Below are 19,031 nucleotides of genomic sequence, written 5' to 3' on the forward strand. Positions count from 1 at the left end.
CGCCGAAGTTCTCCGAATTATCCGCGAGATGGCGTTCGCTTCGACCCGGAATTGCAGTCCCGGAAAGGGAGAAACGGGTCACGGGGAGCGCTCAGGGTTCCGGGCGGTCCGGGACATGGTCGTCGGAAGCGGGCGGACTCCCGTCTCCGCGGGGCGTCTGCGCGGGTCGACTCGGGCGCTGCGCCCGTGGCGGGCGCACGGCGGCACCGTGGTCAGGAGGTGCCGTCTCCCGGCACCGCGGCGTACTCCGCGTTGTTCCAGTTGCTCACGACGGGGTCGTCGACGGTGAGCCCACCGGGAATCCTCAGGAACAGCGTGTCCTTGTCCAAGGAGAGGTCGAAGCCGTTGAACGACCGCCCCGCATCGCCCCTGCCGGTCTTCGGGTTCAGGCCCGCGTAGGCGGTGACCGTGCTGTTCAGTGTGATGGGCCGTCCGACGGTCTGCTCGGCGGGCCTGGCGTGGGCGCCCGAGTCGAAGCTGACGGAGGGGAGTTCCGCGGGCAGAACGCAGGTGACTCCGGGGCGGGCCTTGACGCTGATCATGACGAAACCGCCCGCCTGCGTCCGCTCCTCGGCGGAAGCCGAGACATCGCTCTTCCGGCAGGGCCGCTTGCCGGACCCGCTCGGATCGTTGCCGGTCCCGCTGTCGCCCGGGGTACCGGCCCTCGTGTCCGTGGCATCGCCGTTCGCTCGGCCGTCATCGCTCGTGCCGCCCCGCTCCTTGTCCGATTCGCCGCCCCCTTTGTCCGAGCCCTTGGACGGACGCGGTTCGGCGCTGAACGTGCCGCCCACTTCGCACGCCGCCGTGGAGAGCGCCAGAATGCCGGCGGCGGTGGCCGCGGTCGCGATACGGGCGGCGCGGGAGTGTCGGATACGCATGGAACATTCTCCTGTCGGCGGGCAAGAACTGACCGTGATTCATCTCCGTAGACGCTGCCGGTCTGTCCTGGGTTCAAATCCCGCGGCAATTGGCAAGAGGCCGCGGAGGGGCAGCCGAAAAGGAGTCGATCCGGTACGGAGGAAAGGCCGGTCACTTCCGGCGCCGCATTCGGGCAGGGCATTCTCCGCTCATCGCCGCCTTCTGCCGCCCGACCCGGTACGTCCTGGCTCGGGAAACGGGCATGAACGGTCGCCACGTCGCCGGAAGCGGGCGCCGCGGATCGCGACGGTGAGGCGCAGATGCGCTGTCGGCTCCCGCGAAGACAAGGGCGGGGCAAGCCGGTGGCAGGCGGGGAGGCAGCGAACACAAACGAGCCGGTCTACCGTGCCGCTCACCGCAGTCGGCAGAGCGGAATCTCATCAAGAGCCATGGGGAATCGGTGAGGTTCTGCCGCGCCTGTATCGGCAAGGCGGCACTCCCCGGAGCCGGAGTCGTGTCTGCGGCATCGCGTCCGCCGTCGTCGGCCCACGGCGGCGGCGGACGCGCATGATCCCCGTCCTGGCTCCCGTCAGCCTCCCGTCTCGCCTCCGTCCCCCCCCCGGAGCCTCATGGCACCGCCGACAGGCGCCGGCATCCGGAACCGATCCGCGTACCGCCCCAGCAGGAGAGGACAGTTGATGCCCCCGGAGGATGCGAGCGCCGACACGTCCCCGCCGGTCGCCGGGACCCGCTGATGGTGGAAGAGAAGGTCCACCTCGCGTCGTCCCCGTCCGTGTCGTCCCCCTCGGGCCCGGCCTGCGACTCCTGGCAGCTCGCGGTCAGATTGCTGACGGGCTATCACATGCCTGTCCGCGACCGGATCTTCGACGCACTGATCGGCGACGCGGGGATTCCGCTGATGCGGGTGGAGATCTCCGACCACGACGGTGAGCCGTACAACGCCGTCGTCGACGCGGCGAGGGCGCTGGAGGGCTGGCAGAGCCGGGGCTCCGGGAGGCGGGGCGAGAACACCGCGGTCGTGATCCCGTTCTACTCCGGGTGCGCCGGACCGATCGGTCCGGCGCCGCACGGGACCGAGGTCGTGATGAAGAACGCGCGCATCACCTTCCTCGACGCCCCGGAGCCGTCGGACGATCCGCACGAAGGGCTCCCCGACGGCAGCGCCGCCGGAGACATGGAGCACGGGGGCACGGAGCACCCGGGTACGGTGCCCGAGCGGTCAGGTGACGCGGCGCCGGGGCGTCCGGACAGCGATGCGGCCCTGGCCCAGTACGGCCAGGGGGGAGGCATGGCCCTCGAGAGGCTCCTCCGCTCCGGAACCACGCACGGCTTCGCCTGGAGCGGCATCGCCGTGGACGCGCCCGACGCCGTGTCCCTCGACGTCTTCACCGGGTCCGCCTCGGCACGCGACGGCGCCCTGCGCTTCTTCCGGGCACGCCAACGCGACCTGGAGAACGCGCAGTCGGACCTGCGCGCGGACGCCGCCGCGCGACGCGTCCCGCCGACGGGCGCGCTCCGGGACCTCGTCAACGGTCTCCATCGCACCTGCCGGAGGTACGGCGACGCGCTGTCCGAGGCCGGCGAGCCTGACACCCGGTGGAGCCATGACCTGCCGCGGTTCCGCGAGAATCTGCGAGCCGCGGCGGCCGGCCTCCACGACTCCTGGTCCGTGTGGCAGGAGTTCAACGGAGATCCGCAGAGATGGCTGCACGACCTCCTGATGGAGGTCACGCAGAACGTCTGGCTGCACAACATCGCGCGGGTGGGCTACGACCACGGGGCGGGAGAGCACAGGGGCTCCCCGGGTCCGATGACGGGGCGTCACACGGTGACGTCCCCGGGCTTCTACGGCGGTGATCCGGCGTACGGGGCGCTGGAGGACCCGGCGACGTGGAGGAGGATCGGCACCACGGCGGTCGACCGATGGCGCAAGTCCGTCGACGAGCTGCTGGGGCGTGCCGGGATACGGGCCCTCCAGCACCTCGGCGATTTCTGACCCGCGGCGCGCCCCATGTGGCGCGTGACGCGCACCATGTGCCGCGTGCCGCGTGCCGCGAGGGAGCGGAGACACGCACCCTCCTCCGGCACGATCCGGCCCCGGCCGGCCTCAGAGCTGCTGGAGTTGTGCCGGGCAGCGGTCCGGCTCGATGCGGCGGGCCGCGCGCAGCGCCTCGTCACGCAGCGTGGGATGGTCCGAGCCGAACATGGCCGCGCGTTCGAACCAGAGGAGGGCCGCGTCGGTCCGGCCACGGTCCGCGCAGTGCCGGCCCGATCGCAGGGCCGCCCTGGCCATCGCGTCGGCGGGGATCAGCGGGCCCGCCGCGGCCAGGTGGTCGGCGATCCGCACCGGATGCCGTCCGGGCAGGGTGGACAGGAAACGGGCGTGCGACTGGTGCCGGAGCTGCCGGGCCGCCGGGGAGAGCGTGCTGAGCACGGTCTCGCGCAGCAGGTCGGGGAAGCGGTAGTTCCCCGAGCCGCTGCCGTCCTCGTCCCAGACCAGGAACCGGGCCTTCTCGGCTGCGTCGACGAGCAGCAACAGCCGTTCCAGGGAAAGGTTCTGGACCGCGGCGAGGAGCTCGATGTCCAGGTGTTCCCCGTCGACGGCGGCGTTGACGAGCAAGGTACGTACGGGGGACTCCAGCTCCGCGAAGCGAGCCCGGACCACACTGCCCACGGACGCGGGCACCTGCGCCGCCGGACCGGTGCGGCGTCCCGGGGGAAGTGTCAGCAGTTCGTTCAGGACGAAGGGATTGCCCTCGCTGCGGTGGCGCAGCGCGGCGGCCTCGTCCGGTCCGCCTCCGGCTCCGCTGCCCCGGAGGCTCAGCAGTTCCTCCACGTCCGGGACGGACAGTGGTCCGAGATGCATCCGGGCGGCGCCGTGGCGGGCCAGTTCGGCGAGCAGCCCGGCGACTTCGGGCGCTTCCGCGTCACGGACCGTGCACACGACGAGTACCGGTGCGTCCCGCAGGACGACCAGGAACTGGTGGAGCAGGTGCAGTACATCGGAACCGGCCCGGCCCACGTCGTCGAGGACGCAGACCGTGGGTCCCTCCATCAGTGCCGTCGTCAGGTCGCGTACGACGGCGTCGTCCGAGGAACGCGCGGGATCGGTCCCCGGAGACGCCGGCGCCGCCTCCGGGGCACCGCCGTCGGCGGGGGCGGAAGGAGCGAAGCCCGAACTCCGGGGTGCGAAGCCCGAACTCCGGGGTGCGAAGCCCGAACTCCGGGGCGCGAAGCCCGAGCTCCCGGGCCTGACAGCGTTGTCCATGAGCCGTCCGGCCCGGCGCAGCGAATCCAGGAGCTGCGCGGCGGGGTGGAAGACCGGGTCACCGGCGCCGGTGTCGCCTATGGCGTGGCAGGAGCGGGCCCAGGCCACGGCGAACCCGGTCTCCTCCGCGCGGGAGGCGAACTCCTCCAGCAGGCGCGACTTTCCTGATCCGGGGGCACCCGACACGACCGCCCACTGGGTACGGCCCGCGGACGCGGCGTCGAGCAACATGCCCAGCCGTGCCGTCTCCTCGCTCCGGCCCACCATCGGAGGGCTCCCGGCCTCCGCAGGGCCGCGCAGCGTCACGGGCGGGCGGCGGCGAGGGCCGCCGATCGCGGCGGTGTCATGGCGCAGGATGGCCAGGTGCAGCTCACGCAGCGCCGGGCCCGGATCCACGCCCAGGTCCTCCGCGAGCATGGTGCGGAACGACTCGTAGTGCTGCAGCGCCTCGGCCGACCGGCCCGCTCCGTACAGGGCGCGCATCAGCAGGGACCACGACATCTCCCGCAGCGGCATGGTCTCCGTGAGCTGGCGGGCGACGGATATCGCCTGCTCCAGCTGCCCCTGCTCGATGAGGATCGTGGCGTGCAGCTCCTCGGCGAGCTGGCGGGTCGCATGCAGGCGCGTGATGTACTGCGCGGCGAAGCCGTACTCCGCGGCGTCGCTGAGCGCCGGACCGCGCCACAGCTGGAGGGCCGCGTCGAGACGGCGGCCGGCCTCGTCCGTCCGGCCCTGCTTCACCGATTCCTGGGTCGAGTTGACCAGGTCCTCGAACCGCACACTGTCACGGGCTTCGGCCGGTACGCGGAGCGAGTATCCGGCGCTGCCGCTGACGAGCATGGTCGACCGGCCGCGGCTGATGCGTTCCGGTTCGAGGACCGAGCGCAGCCTGCTGATGTGGGCGTGCAGGGAGGACACGGTTCCCGAGGACTGCCGTCCGTCCCAGAGATCCTTGCAGAGCCGGCTCACGGAGACGGGCCGTCCGTTCTCCAGGAGAAGACGGATCAGAAGGACCCGGCGCTTCGGCGGGCCGAGTTCCAGAGCGGAATTCTCGTGCCATGCCTCTACCGGACCCAGGAGACCGAATCGCACCGCTTGGCTCTGCACCGTCCGCCTTTCAAGTTTGCTCGATCGACCGCTTCGAATTCCGGCGCCGATCCCCCTTCGTATTCAGCACCGGGACGGGTCATCATTTCAGCGGGATCTCGCTCCGTGTCAAGCGTCAATTGTGCGGGCGCGCAATGGATTTGGGCCTCCCGAAACCACAAACGGGCGTCACCGGCGGGGGCCTCCGGGCGGCGTCCGGCCCGCCAACAGCGGGGAGCCGCCCCACTGCCGGGTGAGAAGCGGGCATGTCCCGGGCGCCACACCCACGGGATCGGTCAGGCCCATGACCGGTCGCGATCGACCGGACGAGCGGAGGACTCCCGGGAATTGTGTCCGGTCTCACGTACTTATCCGCAAGGTATCGCAGCGCATACGGTCCGCGACGGTGAGTTCCGTCTTTTCTGCCCTGTTGGTGTCAGGAGCAATAGGGCGGTTCGGGTATGGCCGCTGGGTGCGATCAAGAGTACTCGACGTGTCCGTGGAAACTTCCTCTCGGGTGGCGGAGGTTTCCGTGATCTCCCGGCCCGCGGCCGTGCATTCGGCCTCCGCGCCGGGCGGGGAATTCATCGAAGTCCGTGACGGGCGGCCCGAGTTCGCCGGGGAAGCACCCTCGGCGGGAACACGGAACCGCCCGGCCGTCGTCGTCCGCTTCCGGGAATCTTCCGGGAATCCGTGACGGATTCCCGCTTCCCCGCGGGACGGCGACGGCCGGGCGGCCGGTGGAGAGGGGGCGGAAGGTCCGCCCCGGCTCAGGCGCGGATCACCCGGGGGCCCAGATGCGCGTAGCGCTGCGCCTCGGCCGACGGCAGCGCGGTGTCGGTGATGATGACATCGATGTCCCCGACGTCGGCGAAACGGCAGAAGCTCGCCGCACCGAATTTGGTGTGCGCCCCGCAGAACACCTTGCGCCGCGCGGCTCGTACGGCGTGGCCCTTGACCGTGCTCACCGCCGGATCAGGGGTCGTCAGGCCGTACTTGCGGGAGATGCCGTTGGCACCGACGTACGCCAGGTCGATCACGAAGCCCGACAGCATTCGCGACGCCCACTCGCCGACGGCGCCCATCGTGCCGCCCCGGACCCGCCCGCCCAGCAGGAACACGGTGAAGTTCTCCACGGAGGCGAGCGCCCCCGCCACCGTCAGGGAGGCGGTGACGACCGTCAGCCGGCGGTCACGGGGCAGCGCCTCCGCGATGAGCAGCGGCGTGTACCCCTCGTCGATGAAGACCGTTTCCGCGTCGGCGAGCTGGCTTGCCGCGGCGGCGGCGATCCGGGTCTTCTGTGGCACGTTCCGGGTGGTCCGGTAGGCGAGGTTGGTCTCGAACCCCGCGCTCTCCACGGGATAGGCGCCGCCGTGCGTACGGCGGACCAGGCCGTGGTCCTCCAGCGTGCGCAGATCGCGCCGGACGGTTTCCCGGGAGACGTCGAGGTCCGCGGCGAGTTTCCCGACATCCACGGACCCAGTGTGTCGCGCGGTCTCGAGAACTTTCCGTCTGCGCTCATCGGCGTCCAAGGTCCCACCCCTTGTTCATCGTCGGTACACCTTCGTCGCCGGGCGGCGACTGCGCCCCCCGTCCGGGGGCAGTCGACCGAGTCGCGCGGCGCGCTCCCCAGGTCGTTACTACTGGTAAGTGACGGCGTTCGTTCCCTGGGCGATGCCTCACGGACGACTTTGATGCCGTTCGGTCACACTCTCGTAAGAAGTTGCGCCATTCTGGCAGTACGCCGCAGCCCCGGAGCACGGGGCTGCCCGGGGCCGCAAGACGTACGGGTGGAAGAACGAGCAATCTAGACGTCCCGTCCGGAGCGCTCGGCGTAGCGCGAGCGGGTCCGGAGCAGGTCCAGGGCGACGTCGACGATCATGTCCTCCTGGCCGCCGACCAGTCCGCGCCGCCCCGCCTCCACCAGGATGTCGCGGGTGTCGAGACCGTAGCGGCCCGCAGCGTCCTCGGCGTGGAGGAGGAAGCTGGAGTACACGCCCGCGTACCCCAGGGCCAGGGTCTCCCGGTCCACGCGGACCGGACGCTCCTGGAGCGGGCGCACGATGTCGTCCGCGGCGTCCATCAACGCCATGACGTCGCACCCGTGCTGCCAGTGCATCAGGTCCGCGACGGCGACGAACGCCTCCAGCGGGCAGTTGCCCGCTCCCGCGCCCATCCCGGCCAGGGAGGCGTCCACGCGGCGCGCCCCGTTCTCCACCGCCTCGACCGAATTGGCCACGCCGAGCCCGAGGTTGTGATGGGCGTGGATGCCGATCTCGGTCTCCGGCTCCAGCACGTCGCGGTACGCGCGGATCCGCTCCCGTACGCCGTCGAGCGTCAGACGGCCTCCGGAGTCGGTGACGTAGACGCACTGGGCGCCGTAGGACTCCATCAGCTTGGCCTGCCGCGCCAGTTCCGCCGGCTCCGCCATGTGCGACAGCATCAGGAACCCGGCGACGTCCATGCCGAGTTCGCGCGCCGCGCCGATGTGCTGGGCGGAGATGTCGGCCTCGGTGCAGTGGGTGGCGACCCGTACCGACCGCACACCGAGTGCGTGGGCGCGCCGCAGCTCCGCGACGGTCCCGACGCCGGGCAGCAGGAGGGTGGTGAGCCGTGCACGGGTGACGACCTCGGCGGCCACCGCGATCCACTCCTCGTCACGGTGCGCTCCGGGGCCGTAGTTGACGCTGCCGCCCGCCAGCCCGTCCCCGTGGGAGACCTCGATGGCGTCGACCCCGGCGGCGTCCAGCGCCGCGGCGATGTCGCGGACCTGGTCGAGGGTGAAGCGATGCCGGACGGCGTGCATGCCGTCGCGCAACGTCACATCCTGGACATAGAGGGAGGGGGTCATCGGGTCGCGAGCCTTTCCGCGACACGCAGTGCCGCCGAGGTCATGATGTCGAGATTGCCCGCATAGGCCGGCAAGTAGTGGGCGGCGCCCTCCACTTCGAGGAAGACGGACACCAGGTGACCGGGACCGCCGATGTCGGCGAGGGGATCGTCCGGGGCGACCGGGCGGATCTGCACGTCCTGCTTGAGACGGTATCCCGGCACATAGGCGGCGACCTCGCCGACCATCCTCTCCACGGACGTGACGACGGCCTCGTGGTCGCAGTCCCCGACCACGCAGTACACGGTGTCGCGCATGATCAGAGGCGGCTCGGCCGGGTTGAGGACGATCACGGCCTTGCCCTTCGCGGCGCCGCCGACCTCCTCCAGGGCGCGGGCCGTGGTCTCGGTGAACTCGTCGATGTTGGCGCGGGTTCCCGGACCCGCCGAGCGCGACGCGATCGAGGCCACGATCTCGGCGTAGCGGACGGGGGTGACACGGGAGACGGCGGCCACGATCGGCACGGTCGCCTGGCCCCCGCACGTCACCATGTTGAGGTCCGGCGCGTCGAGGTGGGCGTCGAGGTTCACCGGCGGCACCACGTAAGGGCCGATCGCCGCGGGCGTCAGGTCGACGACCGTCGTCCCGTGCGCCGCGAGCACCGCGGAGTTGTGCCGGTGCGCCGCGGCCGAGGTGGCGTCGAAGACCACCGCGACCTCGTCGAACCCGTCCATGGCCACCAGACCCTCGACGCCCAGATGCGTCGTGGCGACCCCGAGCCGTTGCGCCCGCGCGAGCCCGTCGGAGCCCGGGTCGATCCCGGCCATCGCCGTGACCTCCAGCGTCTCCGACAGCCGGATCAGCTTGATCATCAAGTCGGTACCGATGTTTCCCGACCCGATGATCGCGACCTTCGTCCTGGCGCTCATCGCCCTCCCTCCGTGTGTGTTACGGCTCTTGCGCCTGCCGGTGAGACGCCGTTGTCCGCCGCAGGGTTCTCAACCGCGCGTCGGGATCGGGTACCGGCCCGTGCGCCGCGGCTCATGACACGGCCCCGGCCCGAGGGCGGAACGCCGCGAGCAGCCGGTCCTTCGGACCCGCGCCGCCGTCCCCGCCCGCGTACGCCCGTGCGATGAGGATCAGCAGCATCAGCCCGAGCCCCACGCTCTCCTTCCAGGCGCTGGAGAGATATCCGGCCGCGTAGTTCTCCGCGAGGCCCAGCACCAGGGCGCCGACGACGGCACCGGGATACGTCCAGCGGCCCAGCGCCGCGGCGATGAACCCCTTGATGCCCAGCAGCAGTCCGCTCTCCCAGCCGATCGGTGTGACCGGCACCAGCAGCACGCCGGCGATCCCGGCCAGCACCCCGGCGAGCAGGAACGCCAGCGTGCGCAGGCCCAGCGGATCGGTCCCGGACAGCCGCAGCCCGTCCGGGTTCTGGGCGCAGGCCAGCAGCGCCCGCCCCAGCAGCGTCTTCTCGAAGAGCAGATAGAGCCCGGCGACCACCACCGCCGTGCCGCCCCACAGCAGGAGGGCGTGCGGCAGGACCGGCGCGCCCAGGACGTTCACCGGATCGCGCGGCAGGAACGGTTCGAGCAGCAGCGGGTCGACGCCCCAGATGCCGCGCGCGCCCTCGGCGATGACCAGTGCCGCGCCCAGGGTCACGATGATCGGCCCGCCAGGACCCGACGGTCGCGCCGGTCGCAGCAGCGCGCGGTCGAGAACGACGGCCAGGGCTCCGGCGGCCGCGATCCCGGCCAGGACGGCGAGGGGCAGCCCGACGGGACCGGCGAGCGAGGTCGTGGTGAGCCCGCCGACGACCAGGAACGAGCCCTGCGCCAGATTGAGCACCCCGGACACCTGGTGGATCACCACCCAACCGAGGCCGAGCAGGACCAGGACGCAGGCGAGCGTCAGTCCGTACGTGGTGAACTGCACGAAACGGTCCATCAGACGGCTCCTCCCAGATATCCGGCGCGGACGCGCTCGTCGTCGGCCAGCCGGTCGGCGGGCCCTGTCAGGGTGACCGTGCCGCGTTCCAGCACGACGGCCTCGTCCGCCAACTGCAGGGCCTGGACCGCGTTCTGCTCGATGAGCAGCACCCCCAGCCCCTCCGACGCCAGCGTGCTCAGCGTGGTGAGAATCGAGTGGACGATCCGCGGTGCGAGGCCGAGGCTCGGCTCGTCCAGGATGAGATGGCGGGGCCGGGCCATCAGCGCCTTGGCGACGGCCAGCATCTGCTGCTGCCCGCCCGACATCGTCCCCGCGGCCTGGGCGCGCCGGTCGGCGAGCACGGGGAAGAGCGTGAACACCCGCTCCAGGGAGTCCTCCACCGATCCGTCCCCGTGCGCCCGGCGGGCGCCCAGCCGCAGGTTGTCGGAGACCGACAGGCCGGGGAAGAGCCCGCGTCCCTCGGGGACGAGCGTGACGCCGGCCCTGGCCCGGCGGTGGGCGGCCGTGCGGTGGATCTCCCTCCCGTCGAGCGTCACGCGCCCGCCGGTCACCGGCAGGAGACCGGCGACGGCGCGGGCGGTCGTCGACTTCCCGGCACCGTTGGCACCCAGGAGCGCCACGACCGAGCCGGGCCGCACCGTCAGGTCGACGCCGTGCAGCACCTTCGTTCCGCCGTAACCGGCGCACAGTCCCTCGACGGTCAGCATGGGACGTCCTCTCCCAAGTAGGCGGAGATCACGGCGGGTTCGGCACGGACCTCGCCGGGGCTGCCGTGGGCGATGAGCCGGCCCTCCGCGAGGACGAGGACCTCGTCGCACAGCGCCATCACGAACGCCAGATGGTGCTCGATGACGATCAGCGTCAGCCCGCGGTCGGCCGCGACGGCCCGCAGGTTCTCCGCGAGGTGCTCGGTCTCGGTGTCGTTCAGCCCGGCCGCGGGCTCGTCGAGCAGCAGCAACTCCGGCCCGGTGGCGAGGCTTCTGGCCAGTGCCACGAGCCGCTGCCGCCCGGCGCTGAGCGACCCCGCGGCCGCACCGGCCAGGCCGGCGCAGCCCACCGCGTCCAGCGCCTCGAAGGCGGCGGCCCGCATCCTTCGCTCGTCACGGCGGGCCGAGGGCAGCCGGAGCGTGGCGGCGAGCATGCCCGCACTGCCCGTACGGTGAGCACCGGCCATCACGTTGTCGAGCACGCTGCGGCCGGGGAACAGCCGGGCCTGCTGGAAGGTGCGGGTGACCCCGTCCGCGACGGCCTGTTCGGGCGAACGGCCGCTGATGACGCGGTCCTTCCAGCGCGCCGTTCCGGAGCTGGGTACGAGCGCCCCGGTCAGGCAGTTGACCAGAGTGGTCTTCCCGGCGCCGTTGGGTCCGATCAGTCCGGCGATACGGCCGCCGCCGATGGAGAAGCTCACCTCGGTGAGAGCGGCGAGCCCGGCGAAGTTCCGGGAGAGAGCGTCGACCTGAAGCATCGTCACGTCTCCTTCCGTGTCCGGCGGAGGCGGCCCAGACGCAGCAGCGCCTCCGAGAGGCCGCCGGGGAAGAACACCATCACCGCGATCATCAGGACCCCCGTGGCCAGCGGGGTGGAGACGCCGAGGTCGCGGGTGGCCTGCGGAAGGGCCTGGAGCAGCCACATGCCGAGGACCGGGCCGAGGCGGAGCCCCGTACCACCGATGATCACGGCGGCGACGATCTGCACGGAGGCGTCGATGCCGAACTGGTCGGGGGAGAGGAACTGCAAGTGGTGCGCGTAGAGGGCCCCGGAGACCGCGGTGAGCGCGGAGGCGATCAGCCACAGCGCCGTCTTGTACCGGAAGACCGGGATGCCGAGCGCGCGGGCCGCCGCCTCGTCCTGCTCGATCGCCGCGAACGCCTGCCCGTAGCGGGAGCGCATGAGGTTGCCGACGCCCGCCAGGACCACGGTGAGCACGACCCACCCGGTCCAGAACGACGCCTCCCGCGAGTCCAGGGTCGTACCCCCGACCGACAGCGGCGGCACGCTCCTGCCGCTGACGCCACCGGTCAGACCGCCGAGGTTGGTGAACGCCTGAGTGATGATCAGGCCCAGCGCCAGGGTGGCGAGCGCGAGGTAGAAGCCGTGCAGCCGGAGCAGTGGGGCCGTGATCAGCGCGACGGCCAGGGCGACGCCGATCGCCAGGAGGACGCCCAGCGGCTCGGGCATCCCCCACTCGGTGACCGCGAGGGCCGCGGCGTACGCGCCCAGGCCCAGGACCGCGCCCTGACCGAGGGAGACCTGCCCGCCGTAGCCGGAGAGCAGCCCCGTGCCGAGCGCCGCGATGCCCCAGATCCCGGTCAGCACCAGGACGTCGAAGAAGGCGTACGCGGAGAACAGCGGTGGCGCGGCCAGCGTGAACAGCGCCACGCACCCCACCAGCGGCCACGGCGAGCGCGGCGCCGCGGCCTCCGCCGCCCGGGCCGGCCTGCACGGGATCCGGCGCGCGCGGGCGGCGGCGGGCCCGGAGGGCGCACGCATGACGCGGGAAGCGCCGGGCGCAGCGGGTGTCGGCGTCGAGGGCGGAGCGAGCGTCGCCGTCATGACGCCTCCAACCCGAAGAACCGCTGGGCGTTCCCGCCGAGGATGAGGGCCCGGTCGGCCTCGCTCAGTTCGGGGCAGGCGCGGATCGACTCGCCCGGCTGCTGTTCCCCCAGGGGGAAGGGGTGGTCGGTGCCCAGCATCACCCGGTCCACGCCCATGACCTCCACCAGCAGCCGCAGCGCCCGCGGGTCGAAGACGGCGGAGTCGACATGGAAGCGCCGGACGTACGCGGACGGCGGCCGGGGCGAGCCGGCCCGCACCACCTGGCGGTGATGCCAGGCGTTCTCCGCCCGCCCGAGCAGGTACGCGAAGCTGCCCCCGCCGTGGCAGAAGCACAACTTCAGTGATTCCGGCAGTCGTTCGAAGCTGCCGGAGAGCATCATGCTGAGGATGCTGAGATGGGTCTCGGCCGGCATCCCCACCAGCCAGGCCAGCATGTGGCGGCTCATGCGCTCGGCGCCGAGCATGTCCCAGGGATGCACGAGCACGGGGATGCCCTCGTCGGCGCAGTGGGTGAGGAAGTCGGTGATCCCGCGGTCGTCCAGGTCCCGGGAACCGACGTGGTTGCCGATGTGCACCCCGTGGTGGCCGGCGGCCACCGCCTTGGTCGCCATCTCGGCGGCCACCGCCACGTCCTGGAGCGGCACCTGGCAGAGCGGCAGGAGACGGTCCGGGGCCTGGGCGCAGTAGTCGAGGATCCGGTCGTTGATCAGTTCGCACCAGTCGCGGGCGCGCCCGGGCTCGGCCGCGTAGCCGAACAGCAGCGGTGTCGAGGAGATCACCTGCACGTCGACACCGAACGTGTCCATGTCGGCGAGCCGTTGGTGCGGGTCCCACAACGGCGCGCGGACGGGGCGGTACGACTCGTCGCCGTCCATCATCATCCCGCTGCCGTCCGGCTCGACGCGCAGCCACGGCTCGTGGGGGCCGCCGAGCACGCGGGCCTCGGTGCGGGACAGACGGGGGAAGACATGGGCGTGAACGTCGATGACAGTCACGGAACCTCCAGTGTTGCGGCACGCCGCGGACCGCCGTGTCCGGGCGCGGTCGGCCCGGGCGGGGCGGTGGCGGGGGAGAGGGAAGGGTCAGGTACGGGGGACGGTGACGGGGCGCGCGGCATCCGGCCACTCGCGCCCGGGGTGCACCGTGCCGCAGTGCCGGCAGGTGCGGTCACCGCCGTAGAAGGCCTCGAAGACCGGCGGCAGATCGGCGGTGATGGACCGCACGTGGACCTCGGCGCGGTGGACGAGGCGGTGGCAGTTCACGCAGTACCACTCGAAGGCGTCGGCCTGGTCGAGCGGGCGGGCGAACTCCACGACCAGGCCGATGCTGCCGGGTTCGGGGCGCTGCGGTGAGTGCCGGACGTGCGGCGGCAGCAGGAAGACGTCTCCCTCGTTGATCTGCACGTCGGCGGGAGGGCGTCCCTCCTCCTCCATGACGCGGAGCACCATGTTGCCCTGGAGCTGGTAGAAGAACTCCTCGACGGGGTCGTCGTGGAAGTCGGTGCGCTGGTTCGGGCCGCCCACGACGGTGACCATGAGGTCGGCCTCCTGCCAGATCTGCACGTTGCCGACCGGCGGCTCGAGCCGGTCCCGGTGCTCCTCGATCCAGCGGTCGAAGTTGAACGGCTGTCCGTGGGAGAGCTTCGGCAGGGTCATCGTGGTGGTTCCTTCGGTGCCGGCCCGGGCCGCGCCGGGGTGGGGGTGCTGGTGCCGTGGGTGCCGGAGCCCGGGGTGTCGGCCCGGACCGAGGCGGAGTCCGGTGCCCGTGCCGGGACATGGGCGACGCAGCTCATCTCCACGGCGAGATGCGGGTGCGGGAGCTGGTGGACGGCGACTGTCGTACGGGCGGGACCGGTCTCGTCGAAGAACTCCGCGTAGACCTCGTTGTAGCCACCGAAGTCGTTCATGTTCACCAGGTAGGCGGTGACCGACACGATGTCGCCGAGGCCTCCGCCTGCGGCGCGGAGCAGTGTACGGATGTTCTCCAGGACCGCCCGCGTCTGGGTACGGATGTCGACGTCGGTGACGCCCATCGCGTCCGCGGAGGCCCCCGCGAACGTGCCGTCGGGACGCCGCGAACTCGTTCCGGAGACGAAGACGAAGTCGCCCGCGCGGCGCACGTGCGGGAAGCGGCCCCGGGGTCCGGCCGCCCCCGCCACGGTGATCGCCTCGTTCATCGCGTGGTCACCTCCACCCGGCCGAGGCGCGCTGACGCCACTTTGACGTGGGCGCGGCGCGGGAGCGGTACGGCGGTGGTGGCCGCGCCGGCGAGGACGATCCAGCCGGCCTCGAGGCCGGTGCCCGCGGTGCCGGCGAGCCGCGCCGCGGCGGCCAGGGCACGCAGCGGATGGCCGAGGACCGCGGCGGACGAACCCGTCTCGGCGGTGCGTCCGTCGATCTCCAGGACCAGGCCCAGATTCGCGACGTCCACCGGGTCGTGCCAGGGCCCGACGCCGAAGGCCGCGGCGGACGCGTTGTCCGCGATCACATCCGGCAGGGTGAACCGGAAGTCCTGGTAGCGGGAGTCCAGCACCTCGTAGGCGACCGCCACCGCGGAGACCGCGCGGGCCGCCTCGTACGGGCTCACCCGGCCGGACAGCGGGCTGCCCAGCAGGAAGGCGATCTCCGGTTCGATCCGCGGATGGATCAGGCCGCCGGTGTCCAGGGTGCCGCCGTCCTCGACGGCCATCGCGTCGGTCAACCGCCCGAGGATCAGGTCGTCGACGCCCATCTGCGCCATCTTCGCCCTGCTGGTGAAGCCCATCTTCACGCCGACGACGCTCTCGCCGCGGGCACACCGGCGTTCCGTCGCCAGACGCTGCACGCCGTATGCCTCCGCGAGGCCGAGCGGTGCCGCGTCGGTGAGCGGCGGGATGGGACGGGCGGCGCGGGCGGCGTCGTCCAGGGCCAGTGCGAGACCGGCGGGGGTCGGGCCGGTCACATCGGCTCCTTTCCGAAGGCGACCCGGACGTCGCCGAGTCCGTCGATACGGGCTTCCAGGGCGTCCCCGTGAGCCACGCTCACCATCGGGCCGAGCGCGCCGGTCAGCACGGTGTCCCCCGCGCGCAGGGGACGCCCGCAGCGGACCATCGTGTCGGCCAGCCAGAGCGCGGCGTTGAGGGGGTGGCCGAGGCATGCCGCGCCGGTCCCCGTGGAGACCTGGTCACCGCGGCGCTCCATGACCATGCCGGCCAGGCGCAGATCGAGATCGCGCAGCGGCACCGGCCGGGTCCCCAGCACGTACAGACCGCTGGAGGCGTTGTCGGCCACGGTGTCCACGACGGTGATGTCCCAGTCGCGGATCCGGCTGCCCACCACCTCGATGGCCGGCAGGGCGAACGCCGTGGCGCGCAGGAGGTCGGCGACGGTGTGGCGCTCATGGGTGAGGTCTTGCTCCAGCACCAGGGCCACTTCGGCCTCGGCGCGGGCCTGGGCCACCGCTCCTGCCGGGATCTCCTCCCCGTCGGGGACGGCCATGTCGGCGTACAGCATTCCGAAGTCCGGTCGGTCGACGCCGAGTTGGCGCTGCACCGCGGGCGAGGTCAGGCCGATCTTCCGGCCGACGGGCCTGCGGCCCTGCGCCAGCCAGCCCTCGCCGAGCCGCTCCTGGACGGCGTAGGCCGACTCGACGTCGGAGATGAGGTCGCGTACGGGAGCGCAGGGCAGCCCGGTGGCGTACGCGTCGCGCAGCCGCTCGGCCGCGGCGTCGCGGGCCGACTCGATCGTTGCTGTCATCGCTTCAGATCCCTACACACACGTTGACGGGCTCGGAGAAGAAGTCGAGGGAGTGCTCCCCGCCTTCGCGCCCGATGCCGCTGGCCTTGACGCCTCCGAAGGGCGTCCGCAGATCGCGGACGTTCCAGCAGTTCACCCACACGACGCCGGCCTCGACCCGCGGCGCGACCCGGTGCGCCCGGGACAGGTCCTTCGTCCACACCGTCGCCGCGAGGCCGTACGGGCTGTCGTTGGCGAGCCGCACCGCCTCCTCCTCGGTGTCGAACGGCGCGACGTGGCAGACCGGGCCGAAGATCTCCTCGCGCACGGTGCGCGCGGTCTGCGGCAGGCCGGTGAGGACCGTGGGCTCGACGTAGAAGCCCTCGTCCCGTCCGTCCCCGAAGCGGGGCACGCCACCGCCGGAGACGACGGTGGCGCCCTCCTCGACCGCGAGCCGGTAGTAGGACAGCACCTTCGACCGGTGCGCGGCGGAGATCATGGGGCCGTAACCGCCCAGAGCGGCCGCCTTCCTGCCGAGCGCCGCCACGAACTCCTCGAAGACCGGCCGCTGGACGTACACCCGCTCCGTGCAGAGGCAGATCTGTCCTGAGTGGGTGAAGGAGGACCGCGCCGTCCCGGCCACGGCGGCGTCCAGATCGGCGTCCGCGAACACCAACGCGGCGTTCTTCCCGCCCAGTTCGAACGAGACCGGGGTGAGGTGGTCGGCCGCGGCGCGCATGATCGCCGTCCCGGTGGCCGATGCGCCGGTGAACGCGATGCCGTCCACTCCGGGGTGGGAGGTGAGGAACTCGCCCGCTCCGCCCTGCCCGTGGCCGTGCACGAGGTTGAACACCCCGGGAGGCAGGCCCGCGGCGTCGACGACCTCCGCCAGCAGGGTCGCGGTGCCGGGCGTCTCCTCGGAGGGCTTGGCGACGACCGCGTTCCCGGCCGCCAGCGCAGGAGCCACCTTCCACGACATCAGCAGCAGGGGAAGGTTCCACGGTGCGATCACCGCAACGACGCCCAGGGGCCGCCGGACCGCGTAGTTGAGCACCCCGCCGTCGCCCGAGCCGCCGCCCGTTGCCGGTGTCGTGTACGCCCGCTCGGGCCGGCCGGTGAGCAGGTCCGCGTAGGCCCGGAAGTTACGGATCGCCCGCGGCACGTCGACCGTCTCGGCGAACTCCCGCGGCCGGCCGGTGTCAGCGGCCTCGGCCTCGGCGAACTCCGCGAACCGGGCCTCGATCCCGTCCGCGATCCGGTGCAGCACCCGGGCGCGTTCCTCCGTGCCCGTGGCCCCCCACGGGCCGTGCAGCGCCTCGCGGGCCGCGGTCACGGCGGAGTCCACCAGGGCTTCGGAGGCGGCCGGTGCGGTTCCCGCACTCCTGCCGCTGGTCGGGTCGGTCACGGGGAAGGGATCGCCGTCGGAACGGAACGCCCCCGAGACGTAGTGCGCGTACCTCACCGGTCGACCTCGACCTTCCCGGCGACGGTGAACCGGCCCTTCTCGGTGAACCGCAGCACGATCTCCGGCGGCGTCGTGCCGCGGTGGTCCTTCGCGCTGAAGGAGTAGTCCGACAGCAGACCGCGGTGGTGATTGATCCCCTCGATCTTCTCCGCGACCTGCTCCCCGTCACGGGCGCCCTTCTCGTACGCCGTGGTGATCAGGTGCGCGGCGTCGTAACCGGCGGCGGCCGGCCAGTCGGGACGCGTGTTGTGCCGGTCCTGGTAGATGCGCGTGAACTTCCGTATCGCGGGCCCCACCGGCAGGTCGGCCGGGATCTCGTCGGGCACCTGGATCCAGGTGCCCATCGAGTAGACGCCGCCGGGCGGGAGGTCGGACCTCACCAGCTCGGCGGTGGCGAGGCTGGTGGCACCGGTCCCCGCCCAGACGGGCGCCTCGATGCCCTGGGCCTTCACGGCCTTGACCACGGGCGCGATGTTGGCGCCGGTGACACAGCCGTAGAGGACATCCGGGCGGTCGGCCGCGATGTTGGTGATCTGGGTGTCGACATTGGTGTCGCCGGGGGCGAACGTCTCGGTGCCCAGGACCCGGACCTGGTTCTCCTTGGCCCCGCGACGGAAGAGGCGGTCGTAGTCCTCTCCCGACTTGTCGCTCGTGGCGATGCACGCGGCCTTGGTCAGACCCTTGTCCTTCATCCACCGGGCCGGCAGTTCGCCGAGGTAGAACGACGGGTCGAAGGAGGCGCCGAAGACCCGTCCGCCGAGCGGCACATCGGCGCCGGACATGCAGTACTGGGTCACCTTGCGGGCCTCGGCGAGCGGCCGGACCGCCATGCAGGTGGCGGCGAGCGAGGTCCCGATGATCGTCTGCGCTCCGTCGTCCATGAGGCGCCTCGCCTGCTGGGCGGCGATGTCCGGTTTGCTCTGGCTGTCGGCGAAGACGGTCTCGATCTTCCGCCCGTCGATGCCGCCCCTCTTGTTGATCTCGTCGACGGCGATGCGGATTCCGTTCTTCTCCTGGACGCCCAGGGTGGCACCGGGTCCCGTCACGTCGAGCAGCACCCCGATCCTGATGCTGCCGTCCCCGCCGGCGCCGCTGTCGTCCACCTTGGCGCAGGCCACCAGCCCCGCGAAGGCCGTCAGCCCGGCCAGCCCGGCCCTGATCGGCATCAGAGTTCTCCGCCGCATCGCTCATCCTCTCCACGAGTCGTCCGTGGTCCGGCGCGTTCCGGATAAAGGAATGATGCGAACCCTAGCTATGCCCGTCTAATACCGAATACCGTGA

General features: G+C 71.9%; 16 protein-coding genes and 1 pseudogene. 1 reads left to right on the forward strand and 16 read right to left on the reverse strand.

All coding sequences use genetic code 11. The features are described 5' to 3' along the window. Nucleotides 1-212 precede the first annotated feature (212 nt). Nucleotides 213-878, reverse strand: coding sequence for a hypothetical protein (locus ABZ822_RS22480; protein ID WP_360856919.1), 666 nt, complete (start codon nt 876-878; stop codon nt 213-215). A gap of 734 nt (nt 879-1,612) precedes the next feature. Here ABZ822_RS22480 and ABZ822_RS22485 point away from each other — a divergent pair. After that, nucleotides 1,613-2,875 carry an AAWKG family protein gene (locus ABZ822_RS22485; RefSeq protein ID WP_360856922.1) on the forward strand — a complete coding sequence of 421 codons (1,263 nt, stop codon included), beginning with the start codon at nt 1,613-1,615 and terminating at the stop codon, nt 2,873-2,875. 111 nt (nt 2,876-2,986) lie between these two features. Here ABZ822_RS22485 and ABZ822_RS22490 read toward each other — a convergent pair whose 3' ends face one another. From ABZ822_RS22490 to ABZ822_RS22560, 15 genes and pseudogenes are all read right to left on the reverse strand, one after another. Next, a complete protein-coding gene (locus tag ABZ822_RS22490) occupies nt 2,987-5,239 on the reverse strand; it encodes a BTAD domain-containing putative transcriptional regulator (RefSeq protein ID WP_360856925.1) in 2,253 nt (750 codons plus the stop codon). Nucleotides 5,240-6,003: 764 nt separating this feature from the next. After that, nucleotides 6,004-6,765, reverse strand: coding sequence for a DeoR/GlpR family DNA-binding transcription regulator (locus ABZ822_RS22495; RefSeq protein WP_360856928.1), 762 nt, complete (start codon nt 6,763-6,765; stop codon nt 6,004-6,006). 275 nt (nt 6,766-7,040) lie between these two features. Continuing rightward, nucleotides 7,041-8,084, reverse strand: coding sequence for a 4-hydroxy-2-oxovalerate aldolase (dmpG, locus tag ABZ822_RS22500; RefSeq protein ID WP_360856931.1), 1,044 nt, complete (start codon nt 8,082-8,084; stop codon nt 7,041-7,043). Further along, nucleotides 8,081-8,992 (reverse strand): acetaldehyde dehydrogenase (acetylating), encoded by a 912-nt coding sequence (locus ABZ822_RS22505; RefSeq protein WP_360856934.1) that lies wholly within the window; start codon nt 8,990-8,992, stop codon nt 8,081-8,083. The genes dmpG and ABZ822_RS22505 overlap by 4 nt, the downstream gene beginning before the upstream one ends. A gap of 112 nt (nt 8,993-9,104) precedes the next feature. Beyond that, the gene (locus ABZ822_RS22510) at nt 9,105-10,013 is read right to left on the reverse strand and encodes a branched-chain amino acid ABC transporter permease (protein WP_360856938.1); all 909 of its coding nucleotides are present in this window, start codon (nt 10,011-10,013) and stop codon (nt 9,105-9,107) included. Then, nucleotides 10,013-10,723: an ABC transporter ATP-binding protein gene (locus ABZ822_RS22515; RefSeq protein WP_360856941.1), complete on the reverse strand. Its 711-nt coding sequence runs from the start codon at nt 10,721-10,723 to the stop codon at nt 10,013-10,015. Before ABZ822_RS22515 ends, ABZ822_RS22510 begins: the two co-directional genes overlap by 1 nt. Continuing rightward, entirely contained in the window at nt 10,717-11,481 is a 765-nt protein-coding gene (locus ABZ822_RS22520; protein WP_360857214.1) for an ABC transporter ATP-binding protein, read from the reverse strand. The genes ABZ822_RS22515 and ABZ822_RS22520 overlap by 7 nt, the downstream gene beginning before the upstream one ends. A 2-nt stretch (nt 11,482-11,483) precedes the next feature. Beyond that, on the reverse strand, nt 11,484-12,395 hold the full coding sequence (locus tag ABZ822_RS22525; RefSeq protein WP_360856944.1) for a branched-chain amino acid ABC transporter permease: 912 nt from the start codon (nt 12,393-12,395) through the stop codon (nt 11,484-11,486). Between the two features lie 170 nt (nt 12,396-12,565). Continuing rightward, nucleotides 12,566-13,567: an amidohydrolase family protein gene (locus tag ABZ822_RS22530; protein WP_360856947.1), complete on the reverse strand. Its 1,002-nt coding sequence runs from the start codon at nt 13,565-13,567 to the stop codon at nt 12,566-12,568. Nucleotides 13,568-13,654: 87 nt separating this feature from the next. Then, nucleotides 13,655-14,227, reverse strand: coding sequence for a 3-hydroxyanthranilate 3,4-dioxygenase (locus ABZ822_RS22535; protein WP_360856950.1), 573 nt, complete (start codon nt 14,225-14,227; stop codon nt 13,655-13,657). A 113-nt stretch (nt 14,228-14,340) separates the two neighbouring features. Then, nucleotides 14,341-14,748 (reverse strand): annotated as a pseudogene (locus ABZ822_RS22540) (RidA family protein); the annotation flags it as partial. Then, entirely contained in the window at nt 14,745-15,512 is a 768-nt protein-coding gene (locus ABZ822_RS22545) for a fumarylacetoacetate hydrolase family protein (RefSeq protein WP_360856953.1), read from the reverse strand. The pseudogene ABZ822_RS22540 and the gene ABZ822_RS22545, both read right to left, overlap by 4 nt. Next, nucleotides 15,509-16,306: a fumarylacetoacetate hydrolase family protein gene (locus ABZ822_RS22550; protein ID WP_360856956.1), complete on the reverse strand. Its 798-nt coding sequence runs from the start codon at nt 16,304-16,306 to the stop codon at nt 15,509-15,511. The genes ABZ822_RS22545 and ABZ822_RS22550 overlap by 4 nt, the downstream gene beginning before the upstream one ends. A 4-nt stretch (nt 16,307-16,310) precedes the next feature. Continuing rightward, a complete protein-coding gene (locus ABZ822_RS22555) occupies nt 16,311-17,747 on the reverse strand; it encodes a 2-hydroxymuconic semialdehyde dehydrogenase (protein WP_360856960.1) in 1,437 nt (478 codons plus the stop codon). Beyond that, the gene (locus ABZ822_RS22560; protein WP_360856963.1) at nt 17,744-18,916 is read right to left on the reverse strand and encodes an ABC transporter substrate-binding protein; all 1,173 of its coding nucleotides are present in this window, start codon (nt 18,914-18,916) and stop codon (nt 17,744-17,746) included. The genes ABZ822_RS22555 and ABZ822_RS22560 overlap by 4 nt, the downstream gene beginning before the upstream one ends. Between the last annotated feature and the right edge of the window lie 115 nt (nt 18,917-19,031).

It is taken from the genome of Streptomyces sp. NPDC047108, from assembly GCF_040643575.1.
Lineage (GTDB): Bacteria > Actinomycetota > Actinomycetes > Streptomycetales > Streptomycetaceae > Streptomyces.